Source organism: Paenarthrobacter sp. 22069, from assembly GCF_052046035.1.
GTDB lineage: Bacteria > Actinomycetota > Actinomycetes > Actinomycetales > Micrococcaceae > Arthrobacter.
The window spans coordinates 1-19040 of sequence record NZ_JBQEQF010000041.1 but is presented as its reverse complement, the minus strand read 5'-3'; the positions used below and the strand labels follow the sequence as shown (position 1 = coordinate 19040).

Sequence of the window (19040 nt, the reverse complement as noted above, 5' to 3'; positions counted from 1 at the left end):
TTTTCGGCCTTCGGCTGCTCAAAGGCGTTGTTCGTTGGCTGGATCACAGACAGGGTGTCGCACGCCTACCGTTGATTGTGCAGCTATCTTGCCCGGACAGAGATTCAGCAAGCCGTGACGCGATGGACTAGTTACAGCGGGTGCTTACCGGCAGTGGGAGGAGGCGACGCATCGGCCCTGGCCATCCGTGCCCCCTTCGCCGATCCCAAGTTGGAGTAGTCGGCCGGCCGGGGCTCGCCCCAGATAACCATCACCTTCAGCGGCCCCTCGCCGGTGTTGCGCAGATCGTGCCGCGTTCCCACCCTGGCCAGGACGGCGTCACCGACTCCTACCGAATATGTTTCGTCTTCGACGGTCATTTCACCCGTGCCCTCCGTGACAACATAGATCTCCTCCAGGGGGCGGCCAGGTTCCGCATGTGAATGCATACCCTCGAAGCCTCCTGCAGGCAGCTCCCAGGTCTGCACTGCCACAGGCAGCTCGGACTGACCGTAAAAAAGCCACTGCATCTGCAGTGGTGAGCCCTCATGAAGGCTGTAACGAAAGGCGTATGTTCCGGCTCTTTGAAGCATTTTTTCTCTTTCTCCGTCTAAGAGATCTTCCGTCGGACTGCCATGGTCCGCTTCAGGATCGTCGGCCTTCCGTTTCGAGCTCCATTGATCCCCCTTTTTTGTGGCACTCCCCAGGATTCCTGAGGTGCTCTTTCCGACCATTTCTCCTCCGTCCCACAAGAGACCACTCAAAGTGCGACGATCGCAGCCACCGTGACTGGCGGGGAAGTGGTGTTCAATGACGGAGCCCTCCGCGATGGAAGTCAAGGATGGCGACCGCGTCGATCCTTGCCGGCTAGTTCAGATAAGCGCGGCTTCCGATGGACCGCCACCTGCAATTTCGGAGGCCAACCTGGTCCGTTGGGGACTGCCCGGCTTTTGTTGACTCGGGGTCTTAGGCCACTGTGAGCGCGGTCCGGTTGATTGTTTCAAATTCGATGGGCGTGAGTTTTCCCAGCCGTCTTTGCCGTCGCCGGCGGTGGTAGGTCCTCTCGGTCCAGGACGTTCTTTTGCAGCAGCGAGAAGAACGATTCCATCGCAGCGTTGTCCGCGCACGCACCGACCCTGCCCATCGATCCGGTGAGGCCGTGGTGCCGGAGCGTTTCGACGAAGGGCGGGACCGGAACTGGGACCCGCGATCGGAGTGGACCACTGTTCCTGCCGGCCGGCGGGAGCGCACCGTGTTCTCCAGTGCGGCGACGGCAAGCGAGGACTTCATTCGCGAGTCCATCGAGTAGCCGATGATCCTGCCGGAATAGACGTCCTTCACCGCGTAGAGGTAGAGCTTGCCCTCAGTGGCGGGGTGTTCGGTGATGTCCGTCAGCCACAGCTCGTTCGGAGCTGCGGCGGTGAAATCCCTCTCGACCAGGGCGTCGTGGACCCGCGGCCCGGGTCTGCGGTTCAGGACACGCTTCTTCGAGAACACTAACCAAATGCCGTGGTCCCTGCACAGCCGTTGGGCCCTGGTCTCGCCGGCCGTGATGCCTTTCTCCGGGAGCTCGTCGGCGATGAACCGGTAGGGACCGGGCGGATGCGCCCTGGTCAACGCCGCCCTGGACATCCACGTCGACGATCCCGCGTTCGGATTAGGCAGCAGCCCGGCGAAGAATCTCATTCTCCTGCTCCAACAGGCGGTTCCGCTTCCTCAACTCCCGCATCTCCCTTGACTCCGCCGCTGCCGGGCCGGCACCGGTCTCTTTACGCTCGGCGATCGCAATCCAACGCTTCAACGTCGTGACCGACAGCCCGAAATCCATCGCAATCTGCGCCAGCGGCGCCTCACCCTTCCGGGCCACATCAATAACATCCTGGCGGAACTCCGCCCCATAAGCCTTGGGTCTGGTCAACATCCTTCCACGAGCACAAGCTCGCTAGGTCAGGAGTCAACAAAACCGGAGGCAGTCCCAACGCTGAATTCCGGTCAACCGGCTGAAGAAGGTCCTCCACCCTGTCGGCGCGGCTGAAGCGCCGGCTTGATGCCGCGCGCAACCCCTTCCGGTACCTGAGTAGCGCGGTCCACGATGCTGCACGTCCTACGGGAGTCTGCGCGTCGGAGCATCGCTTTGTAGCGATCGGTCCAAAAATTACAGGAACAGTCGTGGTTCCGCTACAAAAAGGCTGATGGCGGGACTGTATAGCCTCTCTTCAGAGAACGCCCGCCGTTACCCCAGGAGGAACTATGATCCACCCGACGACCCCGGCACCGCTCCGCCCGGCCGAGACCGGCCCCAACGCGCCCCGTCGGCTGTGGGATGCACAGTCGTTAGCTCTGATTTCCGTTTTCGCCGCCCTAATCGCGGCCTCGGCGATCGTCCCAGGCATCCCTGTCGGCAGCATCGGGGTACCCATCACCCTGCAGACCCTCGCCATCATGGTGACCGGCCTCATCCTGGGCGGATCACGTGCCGCCGCCGCGGTAGCGCTATACCTCCTCCTTGCCTTCGCTGGACTGCCGATCTTCTCGGGCGGCCGGGCGGGCATGGCCGTCCTTGCCGGCGGATCCGCCGGATACATCGTGGGGTTCCTCCTCGCCGCTCTGCTCGTTGGCATGGCCGCCGAGCAAATCATCCGGCGCCTCCCGGCCAAGCGGCGCGGCCTGTGGTTCTTCCTTGCCGCCGTCGTGGTCACCGTGGTCGCATCGCACCTGCTCGGCGTGCTCGGGATGATGGTCAACCTGAAGCTCTCGTGGGAGGCTGCTTTCGCCAGTGACCTCATCTTCTACCCGGGCGATTTCCTGAAGGACGCCCTGGCAACAGGTGCGGCTGTGGCCGCGCACAGGGCCTTCCCTGACATCCTCGTGCGCCGCGTGAAGTGAGCGGGGCCAGAGCCATGAGGATCTTCGGCAGAACCGTCGACGACGAAACCCGCTGCATTCACTATCACACCGAAGTAGACGTGATAGCCATAAAGTTCAAGTGCTGTCTTCGGTACTACCCCTGCCACCTCTGCCACGAGGAAGAGACAGCTCACGAGGCCCAAACATGGCCACGGAACGAGTGGGCAGAGCCGGCAGTTCTGTGCGGTGTATGCAAAGGCGAGATGTCCATCAACGCATACCTGGCCACCACGTCATGCCCAAATTGCGCTGCCCGCCTGAACGAACGGTGCGCCGCCCACACTCACCTTTACTTCCAGGCGACCTAACGGGTTAAGTATTTGCAGCTTTATGGCGCGCGCTGGGAGCTTCAGGCAACGCGCATTCTTGAGGGGTGTGAATCTGCTGAGAGTCCTGGGCTCCCATGCACGGCTGCAGGACGAACTTGCGGCAGCGGCGTGTACCGCGGCGGCGGCGTCCGGCGGCGAGGATGGTGGCGGCACCGACCGCGGTTCTTGGCGTGGCCGTTTAGCGCCTCGGCGATCCGAACGCCCCGTGCCCGGCGGCGCGGACTCACTCCGCGGCGGCGACGCCGAGATCGGCGGCGTGGCTGCTGATGGTGCGGGCCAGGTCGATGTCGCGGCTGGTGATCCCGCCGACATCGTGGCTCGAGAGCGTGACGCGGACCTCGGGGTAGGTGAGCGTGAGGTCGGGGTGGTGGTTGGCCGCCTCGGCGGAGGCGCCGATGCGGTTCACGAGCTCCAGCCCGGTGGAGAACTTTCGGGTCCTGAAGGTTGCGGCGAGGGCCTCGCCGGTCAGGCGCCAGCCGGTGAGCCCGGCCTCGGTGAGCTCGGCGGCGGACAGCTTCCGTTGGGGATCAGTCATGGTGCCATCATGGCTCCGGAGGGCCGCCGCGGGCTACCCCTGGAGGCACCACGCCTCCAAGGGTCAGGGCCGGTGCCGGCGACTGCGGGTAAAACTCCGCCCTGCGCGGGGATTACGTGGGCATGCTTGGGCAGGTGAGAGAAAAGGCCCAGTCGTGATTCCAGGCGGGACAGGAAGACCTATTAGGCGTTGGCTGGGTGACAGCCAACGCCTAAGAGGTCTTCACTTGTATACGGCGTAACCAACACCCTGACCCGTACAGCTGGTGCGCGATCAGCTCAGGGGCGATAACCCGTCACTTCTGCATTTCAGGCTAACCAGCGAGACCGTGCGTCGCCGTGCTTGGGGCCACGGTCGCCGCCGTGAGGACGGCCGTCTCCCGCTCGCTCTGCTGCACCTCGTCGAGCTCCCTGAGCGTGTACTTTTTGGTCTCCTTCGCGGTGAGGGCTGAGATCCCTGCCAGGACCATGAACCCGAGAGCGACCATGGACGGCCCAACCCAATCTTTCAGGTCGGGGCCAGCGAGTGCTGTCGAGAGAACGGGGCCGATGACGCCCGAGATGGCAAAGCCGATCTGGGTGCCAAGGGCGAGCCCGGAGACGCGCAGCCGGCCGGGGAACATCTCTGCAAAGAACGAAGGCCAGGACGCGTTCACCATGGAGTAGAAGAGGGAGTAGTTGATGATGCCAAACAGGAAGATCAGCGACCAGTTGCCGGTCGTGATTGACCACAGGTACGGCACCATTGTGATGCCTACGCCGCCCGTTGCGATGAGGAACATCGTTTTCCGGCCGATCTTGTCCACCAGGAATCCTGCCAGGGGCGTGACTCCGAGGGCAATCACTGCCGAGACTGTGGTCGTCAGCAGCATGGTCGGCTTATCCAGCTTGTATCCGGCGGTACCGAATGCCACCGAGAAGGTTTGCATCATGTAGCTCGTGCCCGCGATGAGCGCACAGAATACGATCCGCAGCACCGCGCGCCAGTGGAAGCGCAGGAGATGCCTGAGGGGGGCGACGTTCACCTTGGCGGCCTGGACCTTCACGAATTCGGGCGGCTCCTGAATGTGGCGGCGGATCAGGTACGCAGCGACGACTACGACGGCAGAGGCCCAGAATGGAAGCCGCCAACCCCAGCCCAGCAACTGCTCCGAGGGCATGGCTGCGATCGGGATGAAGACCAGCAGTGTGAGCAGCGTGCCGGAGGAGGATCCCAACGTGGTGAAGCTCGCAAGGAACCCGCGTCGGCCCTCGGAAGCATGCTCCAGGCTCATGGTGATGGCACTGGGCTGCTCGCCGGAAAGGCACAGTCCTTGGATGACGCGGATAAGCACGAGCAGGATCGGAGCAAGAGGACCGATTTGGGCGTAGGTGGGCAGGCACCCGATCAGGAAGGTACAGCCGCCGATGCCGAACAGTGTGATCATCATGACGAACTTGCGGCCGCGGCGGTCTCCCAGCGGCCCTAGGATGAGAGAGCCGAGCGGGCGTACCGCGTAGCCGACCGCGAAGGTGATCATGGCGAGCAGCACGCTGATGCCCTGGGGGAGCTCGGGCGAGAAGAAGAGGACGTTCAGAATCAACGCGGACGAGGTGCCGTACACGGCGAAATCGTAGTACTCCAGCGTCGTGCCGATCCAGGCCGCGACTGCGGCCCTGACCGGGGTCTTCTTCGGAAGTAAGGTTTCAGTCATTTCGTCTCCGTTGGTGATTGGGTGAACACCGGCTGCCGCTACACCTGGGCTCTGGGAAAGAGATTTCGAGTGGAATGTCCGGTTGGTCCTGCTGTGAGCTCTCTCGCAAGTCGTGTTTACGGCTTTGCGGACCGGCCCCAGACATCAAGTTAACGTTTGCGGTGTAGGTCACACAAAGTCCGCTTTTATGTACCTACATAGCGATTCGTTATGGCCTAGAGGCGAAGAACGGGAGGCCTTGGACAACAGGAAGCTCGACGTGGTTCCCTAACGAAGAGGGTTTGACGTGGGGTGACTATTTCCACGACGCCGCACCGCTTCCTCAACCAGTTCGGACATCCACGGTCGGTGTCCCCGGTGAAGGGCCATCTCCGGGGGTAGTCCTTGGATGGATGGGACGGAGCCGGCGATGTCGATGGTGATGCGGCCATTGCCAAGCGGGGCGTTGGAGATGTGCAGGTCGCCGAAGGACTGGGGGAGGACGGGATCGAGCCACACGCCGCCGGCAGACACGACCGGGTCGTAGCGCATCAGGCTGGACACGATCTGGATGGGTGCGGTGGCTGCCCACGCCTGAGGCGAGCAGGCGGTGGGGTACGGAACAGGAGTGGCGAGGTGGTCCCGGCTGAAGCCGCAGAACAGTTCCGGGAGCCGGCCGTCGGAGAACTCTGCCGCGTCCATCATCCCGGTGGCAATTTTTTGCGCTTCGGCGACGAAGCCGTACCGGAGGAGCCCGGCCGTGATGATGGCGTTGTCGTGGGGCCAAACGGACCCGTTGTGGTAGCTGGCCGGGTTGTAGGCGCCCATGTTGCTGGCCAGGGTGCGTACGCCCCAGCCGCTGAACATTTCCGGTGACATCAGGTGCGCGGCGACTTGCGGGGCTTTGTCTTCGTCGATCAGACCTTGAAGCAGGCAGTGCCCCATGTTCGAGGCACAGGCATCAACCTGCCGTTTCCTGCCGTCGAGCGCGATGGCGTAGTACCCGCGCTCCGGGATCCAGAATTGCTCGTTGAACTGCTTCTTCAGCCGGGCAGCGCGATCGGTGAGGTCGTTGCCCAATGCCATGTCACCGGCCTCGTAGGCCAGCCATGCCCGTGACAGGTAGCCGACGTAGACATAGGCCTGTACCTCGCAGAGCGCGATGGGCGGCTCGGCCAGGGTGCCGTCGGCAAAGTTGATGCCGTCCCAGGAGTCCTTCCAGCCTTGATTGATCAGCCCCTGGTCGTTGAGCCGTTGGTACTCGACGAAGCCGTCGCCGTCCTTGTCGCCGTAGTTCACGATCCAGTCAAGTGCGCGGTCGGCGTGGGGCAGCAGGGCCTTGATAGTGTCCGCAGCGAATCCCCAACGGCTCACCGCCCCAAGCACCATCAGGAACAGGGGAGTGGCATCCACGCTGCCGTAGTAGTTCGACTTGCCGCCCAGGGACAGGCCGCTGGAGACATCAAGCCGGACCTCGTGGAGGATCTTGCCCGGTTCCTCTTCCGTCATGGGGTCCACCAGGGTGCCCTGGCGGTCGGCGAGGGTCTGGAGTGTGCCCAAGGCGAGCGAGGGGTCCACCGGCATCGCCATCACCGAAGCCCACAAGGAGTCCCTTCCGAACAGGGTCATGAACCAGGGCGCACCGGCGGCGACGACAACGCGCTCCGGATGGTCGGGGTCCTCGATCCGAAGAGCGCCCAAGTCGTCGTAACTGCGGCCCAGGGTCCGTTCCACGGAGCGGTTGGCTACCTGCAGTTTGGGGATCTTCGCAACCCACTCCCGGCGGCGACGGTCTCGGGGGGACAGGCTATCCCCGTCGGAATGGGCGAAAGCCGGTGCGTGGGCTCCTTCGTTGGTGGGCAGAACGGTCAGGACTGTGCTCCATTGCCCATGAGCGGGTATGGACACCCGATATTGGACGGTGTTACCGGAAATGTCCGCACCAGGTACGTGGATAGCCGTGCCTTTGCGGACGTCCTGCCAACTGCCCCGAATGGTGAGCATCCCGTCGTCGGCTTCCCGTGTTTGCTCCCACTGTCGCCGGATACGTGCCTCCTTCACCTCGAAGAGGTCCGCGTAGTCGGCCCCCGTTTCCAGAACGATGAGGCACTCAGCCGGCTCCTGGGAGTAGTTCTGGACGGTGAGCTGCTCCTGGAGGCCGGCCCCGACTTCCCGCAGCCGTTCCACGATAAGTGGGCTGTCCGCGTAGCCGTCGGACCGGGGGATCCTTGCAACAAATGCGGCACGGAACGGCTCCTTTGTCTCCGCTGTGAGTGGTTCAAGCGCCTGTCCATTCACTGTGAGTCGCCAGGCAGAAAGGATCCTGACGTCGGCCACGAAGAGGCCGTGCGGACGGTCGGCCTGAATATCCCCGTTGGACGACGAAATACAGAAGGATGAGCCCTCGACCAACGTCACAGAGCCAGCCCCTAGTGGACCGGCCGCCGTATCCGCATTCCACCCCGCCATTCTGGCCTCCTCCGCGACCACCGAAGCGCCGCACAAGCAGACACCGTGCTCGCCGCGGCCTCTTCGAAATGACGCTACGCTTGGTTGCCAGTCGCCGCCAGAGCGGAGGCGTGAAGTAAGCCGGAACTCGTCTACGCCGGCGTTCGCCAGGGACAACGGGGTGAAGGACGGCGGGCAGCGGATCAGCCGGGACGATCCTTGCGGCTAGGCCACGCGCAAGCCCACGCCCCTGGTCACTTTGCGGATCTCGTCGGACTTCAGGCCGCTTGCCCCGGCAAGTTGGTAGTCGTCAAGCAGTCGGGATTTCCTGGCCAAGGCCAGTACCTGCGTGCGTTGTTCCTCTGCGGCACTCCGGGTGCCCTCGGCTGCCGCCAACTCCGCGGCCAATCCTGCAATGAGGTCCAGATGGCGGTTTCGGGTTTGGCCCGACGGGTACAGCTCGCCGCGTGCCAGCGCGGCAGACCGGATACTGGCGGCAGGCAGGCCCGCGGCCTTTGCGACGGCGGCAACCTTCACGCCGTCGCACACGGCCTGGGCAACGCAGTCACCCAGCTCGGCGGTGAGGGCACGCACCCGGCTGGACCGGAGCGCGATAGTCGTCCGCAGCTGGGCCAGCATGGCCAGCGCTTGTTGGGCGCGGGCAGTAGCGGGGTCCGGCTTCGGCACGCCCCGGTACCGGTAGGGTGCCACGTCGGCACCGCCCGTCCCGGTGCCGGCCGTACGCGCAAGTATCCGTTCCTGAATCTCTTTACCGGGCACCTTTGCTCCTTGTCTTTCGTTGGTGGTGTTTCCATGTCAACGCGGCTTCCCAGCAGCAGGGGCACCTTTCCCGCGGTTTGTCCCGGCGGTCTGGAAGGAACGTGCCGGGGGCCGGCGCTGTGCCTTCCTCAGGTCTCTCCACCCTGCAGGTTACGCCGCGGGCAAGCCCGCCAGGCAATACCGAAAGTGCATGGAGCAATACGCGAAAGTTCTGGCCTGCCCCGTCATAAGGGCTGCTTATCTGTCCACGCACTTTAGGTCTTATCCAAGAGCACGGCTCCTTCCCTAGGCTCGAATGAACCACCCTCATCCGTACCGGAAGCCTGGAAGAGAACATGCCTGAATTCGTGCCCGCATCACGCGTTACCCGTATCAAATCCTCACCCAGCGTTGCCGCGGCGGCCCGCGTGCGGGAGCTCAAGGCCGAGGGCCGCCGGATCCTGGACCTGACGGTCGGCGAGCCGGATTTTGATACACCGCAGCACATCAAGGACGCTGCCATCGCAGCCATCGGCCGGGGTGAAACCAAATACACGTCGGTGACCGGGACGCCCGAATTGCAGAAGGCCATCCTGCAGACGCTGCAGCGCAAAACCGGCCAGCAGTACACGCCGGCTGAGATCACCATCGGCGGCGGCGGGAAGCAGGTCATCTTCACCGCATTCATGGCCACCCTGGACCAAGGCGACGAGGTTGTCATCCCCGCACCCTACTGGGTCTCCTACCCGGACATGGTGCTCGCCAACGAAGGCACCCCTGTGATCGTTTCCTGCGGTGAGGATACTGGCTTCAAACTCACCCCTGGCGCCCTGGCAGGGGCACTGACGGAGCGCACCAAGTGGGTCATCCTCAACACCCCCTCCAACCCCACAGGAGCGGTGTACTCCCGTGAGGAACTGGCCGGATTGGCCGCCGTCCTCAAGGACCATCCGGCCGTCTACGTCCTCACGGATGAAATCTACGACGAGATCCACTTCGGCGAAGAGCACATCAGCAGCCTGGTGGCCGTTGCCCCTGAGCTCAAGGACCGTGTGCTGGTTACGAATGGCGTCTCCAAGGCCTATGCCATGACGGGCTGGCGCTTGGGCTATGCCGGTGGGCCGGGGCCCCTGGTGGCTGCCATCAACAAGCTGCAGTCCCAGATGTCCTCCTGCCCGTCTTCCATCAGCCAGGCAGCTGCTGCCGCGGCACTTACCGGAGACCAGGCATTCGTCCACGAAAGCGTGGACGTGTACCGCGAACGGCGCGATGCGGCAATCAGCGGGCTGAACGCCGTCAAGGGCCTGCAATGCGCGACGCCGGATGGCGCCTTTTACGCCTACGTCAACTGTGCCGGGGTCATCGGCAAGACGACCCCCGATGGCAAGCAGATCACCAACGACGAGGACTTCACGCTGTACCTGCTGGAAGCAGCCTCTGTTGCCGTTATCCAGGGTTCGGCCTACGGGCTAAGCCCCTACTTCCGGATCTCCTACGCCACCGGGCTGCCGGTGATCGAGGAATCCATTGCCGCCATCGAAAAGGCCGTCACGGCGCTGGCCTGACCCAACCATCCCCTCAACTACTCTTTCCAACAACAGGAGTTCCCCATGATCCACGTCAAAACGAAATTCGACCGGCCCTCGGAGGACGCCATTCAGCGCCTTTCCAAGTTCTCCTCCGCCACAGTGCATGAAGCACAGGGCCGCAAGGGCGCCCTGAGCTCCAGGATTAAGCCCATCGACCGCAGCATGTCCTTCTGCGGACCCGCCGTCACCGTGGTCTGTGCACCCCGGGACAACCTGATGCTCCAGGTGGCCATCCACTACGCCCAGAAGGGCGACGTTGTCCTGGTGTCCGCCGGTGAGTACGAAGAGGCGGGGACTTTCGGCGATGTGCTGGGCAATGCCATGAAGGCGAAGGGCCTGGCCGGTATGGTCACGGATTCCGGTGTCCGTGACACCAAGGACTTGATCGAACTCGGCCTGCCCGTGTTCTCCGGCAGTGTCTGCATCAAGGGGACCGTAAAGGAAACTATCGGCCCCATCAACCATCCTCTCGTGTTCGGAGACGAAATCGTCTACCCCGGCGATGTCCTCCTGGGTGATGCCGACGGCGTGGTGGTGGTCCGCAAGGATGAGATCGAGGAAGTCATCCGTCTGTCACAGGCACGCGTCGACGCGGAGGACGACCTCATTCGCCGCTACAAGGAAGGCGGCACAACTATCGAGTTGTGCAATCTGACGGATGTGCTGAAGGCCAAGGGCCTGCTGGTGGAGGACGCCGAACTGGAGCCTGCCCTGTAGCTACTTACCCATCGAGTGCTGACTACTTGTCGTTTTGCCGCCGGAGAACGACAAGTACGCAGCAATCGAGGGGGTTAAAAGAAGAGGCCCGGGGTTCCGTTCGGAACTCCGGGCCTTGCCTCTTGGTTACTGGTGGATCAGTTCATGCCGGGCAGCAGGTAGGCGGGCGGCCCCACCTGCGCGTCCTCCAGATACCACATGGTGGAGCCGCGCCTGCCCGGGGGCATCATGCTTCCCTCGAACACGAAGACGGGCTCGGAGGCGGGTCCGTCCTCGGGACGCCAAAAACCGTTCGTGGGGCAATGTGAACCCGTGCCGGCTTTCAGCTGGATTCTCCTTTCAGCTGTCTTCCGGTACTGCAGGCTGGTGATCTTCTTCATGGCGGGGCTCCAGGAAATTTTTTGCCGCGGTGTCGCCTTTGGCGAAACCTTTATGGCTTTTATCCTAGAACGGACGCAATTCCCTGAATAAGACTAAAGCGACGTGACCTGATAAGGCCTGCTTATGATGCATCGAACGGTGCGGTGGGGAGCGGGGAATATTTACTCCTGAGCATTTCCTGCAGCAATTCCTTGAGTACCAGCAGGACGGCGGACGCTGCTTCTGACAAGGGCTCATGGTCCGGCGTGCACAACGCAATCCTGCACTGCAGTGCAGGCTCGAGGATCCGCAGGACCCGGAAGTCCTCCTCGTGGAACAGGGCGTCCGCCGCTGATTTGGGCAGGATGGTTGCCCCGAGGTCCGTGCGCAGCAGCCGAGTGAGGGAGGGGACCGATTCCACCTCCCCTACCAGCTTCAGCTTCCGGCCCCTGCTCTCGATGCCCGCCTGAACCACCTGCCGGAGGGTATGGATCTGTTCCGGTAGGAAGAGCCCGAGGTCAGCCACCTCGTCCAGGGTGATGCTGTCCGCTGCGGCGTCTACCGGAAGCTCCCGGCGGGAGTTCACAATCAGGTACAGGTCCTCGACAATGAGGGTGGTGAACTGCACCCCCCGGATGGGCCCAGGTTCATAGATGAGTGCCATGTCCAACCTGCCGTTTTTGATGGCCTCACTGAGCACGCCACCGTAAATTTCGGTCAGGTGCAGCACGATGTCGGGGTAGCGCCGTCCCACCTCTCTGATGATCCGCGGGGTGAGGCTTGAGGCCATGCTGTAGGGTGCGATCGCTATGGAGACCCGGCCCGAAGGCGCCGCTCCTGAAGCTGCCACATCTATCCTTGCCTGCTCCACGAGCCGGAGGATGGTCTGCGCGTGCCGGTACAGGGTATGGCCGGCCGCTGTAGGCTCCACGCCCTGCTTGCTCCGGATCAGGAGCCGCTGCTTCAGGTCCGTTTCCAGGGCCGACACCTGCTGGCTCAGCGCCGGCTGGGCCACGTGGAGGGCGGCGGCCGCCTTGGTGATGCTTCCTGAGTCGACAATCTTGACGAAGTACGCCAGCTTCCGGGTATCCATAGCGCTCCTCTTTCGGCGGGGACGGCACAACTGCGGGGTCATACGTTGGCGCTATGGCGGGACAGGCATTACGTCTTTGTGTGATCCGAGTCTCGGGCATAGGTTAATTGCAGATGACTTTCCAATGACCAGAACATTCTATCCCCCCAAGCCATCGCCGATTTTGATGGCGGCATATGCTTTTTGCATAAGCAGGGAAAGAGCCTATTGGCCGCAGGATTTTCACAACTACTAAACAAGGGTCGCGTAGTACATTTTTTCGGCCAGTGCCAATAGCGCCGATGAAGGTCATAACTGTTGCCTATCCCATGACATCGGATTCGTCTTTGTGTGAGGCAAATCCCAGTGCCACACTCATTTACACCACGCGTTACCCAGCACCAGCAGAGGAAGGCCCGTAATGCCCACAATCGATCTCGTAGCGGATCTTGGTGAAGGTTTTGGCGCCTACTCGATTGGCGATGACAAAGCCCTGCTGGAGATTGTGTCCAGCGCCAACATCGCCTGCGGCTTCCACGCAGGGGATCCGGACATCATGGATGCCACTGTGGCCGAATGTATCCGAAGGGGAGTGGGTATCGGTGCGCATCCCAGCTTCCCGGACCTCCGCGGCTTTGGCCGCCGGGCCATGGACCTCACAGCTGACGAAGTCCGCACCGACGTCATCTACCAGCTGGGAGCCCTGTCAGCGTTTGCGGCCTACCACGGCGGTTCCGTCTCCCACCTGGCACCGCACGGCCGCCTGGGCAACCTGGTGGCCACGCGGGCGGACTATGCGGGAGCCGTAGCGGATGCCGCCGTCCGCGTGGACCCGAAGCTGATCATCCTGGCGCAGGACGGTGAACTCGCCACCGCCGCGGCGCACCGCGGATTGCGGGTGGCGATCGTTGGCATCGCGGACCGCGCCTACCAGGATGACGGCACACTGGTGCCGCGCAGCCAGCCCGGCGCCGTGATCCACGACCCCTCCGTCATCGTCGGCCGCACCGTGCGGATGGTCTGTGAAGGCCTGATCGAGACTGCCTCCGGCAGTGACATCGCCATCCAGGCAGACACGGTGCTGCTGCACGGCGACAACCCGGGCGCCGTCGAACTGGCCCGCCTGATCCGCAGTGAACTGATTGCCGCGGGCGTCACCATCGCCCCGTTGGCAGAGGTGCTCGCCGCAAAGCAAAAGGTGTCCTGACAGTGACCACTACGACAACGCCAACAGCACTGGATGTTTTCGAATCCGGTGACGCCGCCCTGCGCGTGGTGGCACAATCCGGTGACGCAGAAGCCAACTGGGCAACGGTCCACTCCCTGGCTGGCTGGCTGGCTACCGCCGGCATCGAAGGCATCCACGGCGCCGTTCCCACCTACGACTCGGTCCTGGTCGAATTCGACCCCTACCTCACCTCAGCGCGCCAGGTGCGGGCGTTCGTCCTCCTCGGAATGCGCCAACTGGACTTTGTTGGTATCACCCTGCGGGAACCGCGGCGCTTTGAAGTTCCGGTGGTGTACGGCGGCGACTACGGGCCCGACCTGGAACGCGTGGCAAATCACCAAGGCCTCACTGTTGAGGACGTCATCGCCCGGCATACGGCCAAAACCTACATCATCCGCTGCCTGGGCGCGCCGGCAGGATCTCCCATGATGGACGGGCCGGACTTCCCAGTCCCCGTCCCCAGGCTCAAGGACCCGCGGCTGTCCGTTCCCGCAGGTGCCGTATCTGTGGCCGGACGCCAGGCCGTGATCGCGCCCGCAGTGGCACCGGGTGGCTGGTGCGTCATCGGACAGACCCCTTTAACGGTCCTGGACGCGGCACGCGAACCCCTGGTGCCCTACGTCCCGGGCGACGAACTGCGCTTCTACCGCATTCCCGCGGGGGACTTCGGGAACTTCGCCGGGCAGTTCCTGGAGGCGCGGCCATGACCGGGTCACTGATCATCCTGCAGCCCGGCCATTCCGTGGTCACCGACCTCGGCCGGACGAAGGGCCCCGCCTACGGCCTCCCCGTCAACGGCGCGCTGGACCAGTACTCCGCCAAAGCCGCAAACATCCTTGCCGGCAACGAAGACAACGACCCGCTGCTGGAACTCACGGCGCTGGACTTCCGGATGCGCGCCACCACCGACCTGCTGATCGCCGTCACCGGTGCGCCCCTGGACCTCACGGTGGGCGGCCGCGAATGCCCGCAATGGGAGCCGGTATCCGTCCGGGCCGGCGAAGTCGTGGCCGTACGGGGAATCCGGACCGGACTGCGCGCCTACATCGCCGTCCACGAATCCTTCACGGTCCCCAGCCTGCTGGGCAGCTGCGCCCCTGACACTGTGGTGGGCTTCGGGTTGAAGCTCGTGGAGGGCTTCCGCCTCGAAACCCGGAAGACCACAGCGCCCATCACCCAGCCGCACTTTGGCCTGCCGCTGTTCCGGCTGGGCCTCACCAAACCCGCCTTCACAACCAACCCTGTCATCGATGTCACGGAGGGGCCGGACGTGGCGGAATTCGGGGACACGGCAGACCTGCTGTTCACTACGGAGTACACCGTGAGCCCCCGCAGCAACCACATTGGGCTTCGGCTCGGTGGTGCCCTTCCTGAGCGCCAGCTCACGTCCGAAGTGCTCTCCCGCGGCGTCCCGGTCGGGGCCATCGAGGTCCCGTCCCGCGAGGAACTGCTGGTGCTGCACCGGGGACGTGGCGTGACGGCGGGCTACCCGGTGCTGGCGGTAGTCACGAGCCGCTCCCTGGACATTCTGGCGCAAGCCAGGCCCGGACACACCATCACTTTTAGAAAGACAAGCGTGGCTGAAGCAACAGCCATGCACCGCGCCGCCTGCCTTGAACTGGACAGGCTCCGGAACACCATCAACACAGTCTTCGGACTCCTCGGCATCGGCGCCGGCCAGCGCTGGCATGAACTCAGCCCAGCGTCAGGAGCCTGAATATCATGAACGCTTTTCCCACCGCCAAGGACCGCGTCCACGAACCGCTGCGCGATCCCTAACCCCTGCCAACCCGGGGCTCCTGCGTCCAGCCCATTGCCGGACGCAAGAGCCTGCCCGAATTCCACCACTTTGGAGTACCAATGCCTTTTTCCGACTACACCACCGCCCTCGTCACCGGAGCTTCCACCGGCATGGGCGCCGCCATCGCCGAACGGCTGGCCAAGCGCGGCCTCACCGTCCATGCGGTGGCCCGCAACGAGGAACGCCTCACCGAGCTTGCCGACCGCACCGGAGCAGTCCCGCATGTGGTGGACCTGACCGACACCGCCGCCCTGGCCGCCGTCGTCAATGACCTGAAAGTGGACGTCCTGGTCAACTGCGCCGGCGTCTCCAGGCCGGGCAACATCCTGGATTCCTCCGAGCAGGACATCGACGAACTCATCGACGTCAACCTCCGCGGGCTCCTGCAGCTCACCCGGCTGGTCCTACCCGGCATGGTGGAACGCGACCTCGGCCACGTGGTCAACATCAGCTCCATCGCCGGTACCTACAACTTCTACGGCCACACCGTTTACCACGCCACCAAGGCCGCGGTGCACCAGATTTCCCGGCAGCTCCGCAACGACACCGTGGGCAAGCGGATCCGCGTCACCGAAATCTGCCCCGGACGCGTGGAAACCGAGATCTTTGGCCGCAACATGGGCGGCAGCCCCGAGGCCATGGAAGAAGCCTGGCAAACGTACTACGAGGGCTACGAGTCGCTGACCACGGACGACATAGTGAACGCCCTGGACTACGCCATCGAAACCCCGCGCCACGTCAACGTTGGCATGCTGGAACTCATGCCCACCTTCCAGGTCCCCGGCGGCCTCACCTTCGACCGCCGCGGGGACTCCGACTAAAGCGGCCCGCGACGCCCAAACCCGGGAACTACCTTTCCACCGCCCAACCGATAGGCCCTCAAGATGCAGTTAGTACAAACCGTCAGTTTCCCCGAACCCCAGCTCCTGGCTGACCTCTCACCACTCCCCGAAGGGCTGCGGGGCGTGGTGTGGGACATGAAGGACGAACCGGGGGAGGAGCTGGGTGACATCGACGGCGTCATCCTGCCCTACATCGACGCGGGGGCAGTGATGGGTTCCCTGGCCAAGGTCCCGAACCTTAAGTTCGTGCAGACCCAGTCAACAGGGTACGACGGCGTCCGCGAGGCTGCCGGTCCGGGCGCTGCAGTGGCAAACGCCTCAGGCGTCCACGCAGCTGCCACCGCCGAACTGGCCGTGGGGCTCATCCTGGCCAAGCTGCGGGGCATTGACCAGGCCGTCAAGGACCAGCAGATCGAAAGCTGGAAGCCGCAGCGCCGCCAGTCCCTGGCAGACCGGAAGATCCTGCTGCTGGGCATCGGGGGCATCGGCAAGGAACTCGCCCGCCGGCTCGAGCCCTTCGAAGTCACCGTGACCCGGGTGGGAAGCTCAGCCCGGACGGACGGGGACGGACAGGTCCACGGCCCGGACGAACTTGTGGAGCTCGCCCCCGGCCACGACATCCTGGTTTCCGTCCTGCCCCTGAACGACAACACCCATCACCTGGTGGGCCAGGAAGTACTGGCCGCCCTGCCGAACGGCGCCCTCGTGGTGAACGTGGGCCGTGGCGCCGTGGTGGACACTAACGCCCTGACCCGGGAAGTGGCGTCCGGCCGCCTGCAGTGCGCCATCGACGTCGTCGATCCCGAACCGCTGCCCGCAGGCCACCCGCTGTGGTCCGCGGAAAACGCGCTCATCACCCCTCACATTGGCGGTAATGCGTCAGCCTTTGAACCACGGATCCTTAAGCTCCTGAAACGCCAGCTTGAAGCCCTCGCAGCCGGTGAAACTCCGGCCAACCTCGTTCAGCAGGGACCATTCGCATGAGCGCACTTTTTGATTTGACGGGCCGGGTTGCGTTGGTGACGGGGTCGAGCCGGGGTATCGGTTCGTCCTTGGCGCGGGCGTTGGCTGGCGCCGGAGCCACGGTAGTTCTCAACGGGGTGAATGCTGAGCGGTTGAAGGAGGCCGAGGCGGCGCTCGCGGCGGATTTCCCGCCGGGCCGGGTGCACGGCATTGCCTTTGACGTGACCGATGGCGGTGCTGCCGCCCGCGGCATTGCCTGGATCGAGGAGAACGTGGGGCCGTTGGAGGTCCTGGTGAATAACGCCGGGATCCAGCACCGGGTGCCGATGCTGGACCTGGACGTCACGGACTGGGACCGCGTGCTCTCTACGGATCTGACCAGCGCGTTTTTGGTGGGCCGTGAGGCGGCACGGCACATGATTCCCCGCGGCCACGGGAAGATCATCAATATCTGTTCGGTGCAGGCGGACCTGGCCCGGCCCACGATCGCCCCGTATGTGGCGGCCAAGGGTGGGCTGCGGAACCTGACCCGGGCGATGACGGCGGAGTGGGCGGGGTCCGGACTGCAGGTCAACGCGATCGCGCCGGGCTATATCCATACCGAGATGACGCAGAACCTGGTGGATGATGAGGAGTTCAATTCCTGGATCCTGGGCCGGACCCCGGCGCACCGCTGGGGCACCGTGCAGGACCTGGCCGGGCCGGTGGTGTGGCTGGCCTCGGACGGGTCCAACTTTGTGAACGGTCAGACCATCTTCATTGATGGCGGAATGACGGTGGTGGTCTGATGGCTTCAATAACGGAAGAACTCCCGGCAACCGGGCCGGCCCTGGTGGCCCATGCCGCCGGGGACCTGCGGATCGACGAGGTCCCGCTGCCCCAACCCGCCCCGGATGAGGCGGTGGTGGAGGTGGCGTTCGGCGGGATCTGCGGCTCGGACCTGCATTACTGGCTGCACGGCGCCGCGGGGGAGTCGATCCTGAAGGCCCCGCTGGTGCTGGGCCACGAAATCTCCGGGACCGTGGTCCGGGCCGCGGCGAACGGGTCGGGCCCGAAGGCGGGGACCGCGGTTGCGGTGCATCCGGCAACACCGGGCCCGGGCGCCGCGAAGTACCCGGCGGACCGGCCGAACCTGTCCCCGGGCTGCACGTACCTGGGCAGCGCCGCCCGCTACCCGCACACGGACGGCGCGTTCAGCCGGTACGTCACCTTGCCGGTGCGGATGCTCCGGGGCCTGCCCGCGGGCATGGACCTGCGCACCGCGGCCCTGATCGAACCCGCATCGGTCGCCTGGCACGCCGTGTCCCGCGCCGGTGACGTCAAGGGTAAGACCGCGCTGGTGATCGGCTCCGGGCCCATCGGCGCCCTGGCCGTCGCCGTCCTCAAACGTGCCGGCGCGGCCCGGATCACCGCCGTGGACCTGCACCCCAGACCCCTGCAGATCGCCACGGCAGTCGGTGCGGATGAGGTGATCAACGCCGCGGACACCGCGGCCATCGCGGCCGTGGAGGCCGACGTCGTGATCGAATCCTCCGGAAACCACCACGGCCTCGCCTCAGCCATCAACGGCGCGGTCCGCGGCGGGACCGTGGTCATGGTCGGGCTGCTGCCCACCGGCATGCAGCCGGTCCCCATCTCGCTGGCCATCACCCGCGAACTGGACCTCAAAGGATCCTTCCGCTTCAACGACGAAATCGACCAGGTCATCACCGCCCTCGCCGACCGCTCACTCCACATCGGCCCCGTCATCACCCACGAATACCCCCTCGCCGACGCCCTGCACGCCTTCGAAGTCGCCAAAGACTCCACCACCTCCGGCAAAGTCCTCCTCAGCTTCGG

18 protein-coding genes and 1 pseudogene are annotated in these 19040 nt (G+C 64.3%); 11 read left to right on the top strand and 8 right to left on the bottom strand.

The window, feature by feature from the left end:
* Nucleotides 1–131: 131 nt before the first annotated feature.
* Together ACTJK0_RS20745 and ACTJK0_RS20740 are read right to left on the bottom strand one after the other, a co-directional pair.
* Nucleotides 132–509 (bottom strand): cupin domain-containing protein, encoded by a 378-nt coding sequence (locus tag ACTJK0_RS20745; protein ID WP_440746313.1) that lies wholly within the window; start codon nt 507–509, stop codon nt 132–134.
* 436 nt (nt 510–945) lie between these two features.
* Nucleotides 946–1900 (bottom strand): annotated as a pseudogene (locus ACTJK0_RS20740) (IS3 family transposase).
* Nucleotides 1901–2229: 329 nt separating this feature from the next.
* Between ACTJK0_RS20740 and ACTJK0_RS20735 the strand changes: the two are divergent.
* Both ACTJK0_RS20735 and ACTJK0_RS20730 read left to right on the top strand, forming a co-directional pair.
* Nucleotides 2230–2865, top strand: a complete 636-nt coding sequence (locus ACTJK0_RS20735) for a biotin transporter BioY (protein WP_440746455.1) — start codon at nt 2230–2232, stop codon at nt 2863–2865.
* 14 nt (nt 2866–2879) lie between these two features.
* Nucleotides 2880–3194, top strand: a complete 315-nt coding sequence (locus tag ACTJK0_RS20730; RefSeq protein ID WP_440746454.1) for a CHY zinc finger protein — start codon at nt 2880–2882, stop codon at nt 3192–3194.
* 244 nt (nt 3195–3438) lie between these two features.
* On the opposite strand, the gene ACTJK0_RS20725 is transcribed toward ACTJK0_RS20730, so the two are convergent.
* The 4 genes from ACTJK0_RS20725 to ACTJK0_RS20710 all read right to left on the bottom strand — a co-directional run bounded on the left by ACTJK0_RS20725 (nt 3439) and on the right by ACTJK0_RS20710 (nt 8650).
* Nucleotides 3439–3750 (bottom strand): 4a-hydroxytetrahydrobiopterin dehydratase, encoded by a 312-nt coding sequence (locus tag ACTJK0_RS20725; RefSeq protein ID WP_440746453.1) that lies wholly within the window; start codon nt 3748–3750, stop codon nt 3439–3441.
* A 313-nt stretch (nt 3751–4063) separates the two neighbouring features.
* Entirely contained in the window at nt 4064–5443 is a 1380-nt protein-coding gene (locus tag ACTJK0_RS20720) for an MFS transporter (RefSeq protein WP_110543280.1), read from the bottom strand.
* Between the two features lie 267 nt (nt 5444–5710).
* Complete coding sequence (locus ACTJK0_RS20715; protein ID WP_440746452.1) at nt 5711–7891, bottom strand: amylo-alpha-1,6-glucosidase; 2181 nt, start codon at nt 7889–7891, stop codon at nt 5711–5713.
* A gap of 204 nt (nt 7892–8095) precedes the next feature.
* Nucleotides 8096–8650, bottom strand: coding sequence for a hypothetical protein (locus tag ACTJK0_RS20710; RefSeq protein WP_440746451.1), 555 nt, complete (start codon nt 8648–8650; stop codon nt 8096–8098).
* 335 nt (nt 8651–8985) lie between these two features.
* Here ACTJK0_RS20710 and ACTJK0_RS20705 point away from each other — a divergent pair, with 335 nt between their 5' ends.
* The gene (locus tag ACTJK0_RS20705; RefSeq protein WP_440746450.1) at nt 8986–10194 is read left to right on the top strand and encodes an aspartate transaminase; all 1209 of its coding nucleotides are present in this window, start codon (nt 8986–8988) and stop codon (nt 10192–10194) included.
* Between the two features lie 45 nt (nt 10195–10239).
* On the top strand, nt 10240–10935 hold the full coding sequence (locus ACTJK0_RS20700; RefSeq protein ID WP_440746449.1) for a 4-carboxy-4-hydroxy-2-oxoadipate aldolase/oxaloacetate decarboxylase: 696 nt from the start codon (nt 10240–10242) through the stop codon (nt 10933–10935).
* Nucleotides 10936–11072: 137 nt separating this feature from the next.
* Here ACTJK0_RS20700 and ACTJK0_RS20695 read toward each other — a convergent pair whose 3' ends face one another.
* Both ACTJK0_RS20695 and nac read right to left on the bottom strand, forming a co-directional pair.
* Complete coding sequence (locus tag ACTJK0_RS20695; protein WP_110543272.1) at nt 11073–11315, bottom strand: hypothetical protein; 243 nt, start codon at nt 11313–11315, stop codon at nt 11073–11075.
* Between the two features lie 122 nt (nt 11316–11437).
* Nucleotides 11438–12388, bottom strand: a complete 951-nt coding sequence (gene nac / locus ACTJK0_RS20690) for a nitrogen assimilation transcriptional regulator NAC (protein WP_440746448.1) — start codon at nt 12386–12388, stop codon at nt 11438–11440.
* 400 nt (nt 12389–12788) lie between these two features.
* Between nac and ACTJK0_RS20685 the strand changes: the two genes are divergently transcribed.
* The 7 genes from ACTJK0_RS20685 to ACTJK0_RS20655 all read left to right on the top strand — a co-directional run.
* Nucleotides 12789–13574 carry a LamB/YcsF family protein gene (locus tag ACTJK0_RS20685; protein WP_440746447.1) on the top strand — a complete coding sequence of 262 codons (786 nt, stop codon included), beginning with the start codon at nt 12789–12791 and terminating at the stop codon, nt 13572–13574.
* A complete protein-coding gene (locus ACTJK0_RS20680) occupies nt 13571–14302 on the top strand; it encodes a 5-oxoprolinase subunit B family protein (protein WP_440746456.1) in 732 nt (243 codons plus the stop codon). The genes ACTJK0_RS20685 and ACTJK0_RS20680 overlap by 4 nt, the downstream gene beginning before the upstream one ends.
* Nucleotides 14299–15312 carry a biotin-dependent carboxyltransferase family protein gene (locus tag ACTJK0_RS20675; RefSeq protein ID WP_440746446.1) on the top strand — a complete coding sequence of 338 codons (1014 nt, stop codon included), beginning with the start codon at nt 14299–14301 and terminating at the stop codon, nt 15310–15312. Before ACTJK0_RS20680 ends, ACTJK0_RS20675 begins: the two co-directional genes overlap by 4 nt.
* A 143-nt stretch (nt 15313–15455) precedes the next feature.
* On the top strand, nt 15456–16217 hold the full coding sequence (locus ACTJK0_RS20670; RefSeq protein ID WP_110543263.1) for an SDR family oxidoreductase: 762 nt from the start codon (nt 15456–15458) through the stop codon (nt 16215–16217).
* A gap of 63 nt (nt 16218–16280) precedes the next feature.
* A complete protein-coding gene (locus ACTJK0_RS20665) occupies nt 16281–17222 on the top strand; it encodes a 2-hydroxyacid dehydrogenase (RefSeq protein ID WP_440746445.1) in 942 nt (313 codons plus the stop codon).
* Nucleotides 17219–17989: an SDR family oxidoreductase gene (locus tag ACTJK0_RS20660; protein ID WP_440746444.1), complete on the top strand. Its 771-nt coding sequence runs from the start codon at nt 17219–17221 to the stop codon at nt 17987–17989. The genes ACTJK0_RS20665 and ACTJK0_RS20660 overlap by 4 nt, the downstream gene beginning before the upstream one ends.
* Nucleotides 17989–19040 (top strand): L-idonate 5-dehydrogenase (locus ACTJK0_RS20655; RefSeq protein ID WP_440746443.1); only part of this gene is annotated, 1052 nt, incomplete at its 3' end. The genes ACTJK0_RS20660 and ACTJK0_RS20655, both read left to right, overlap by 1 nt.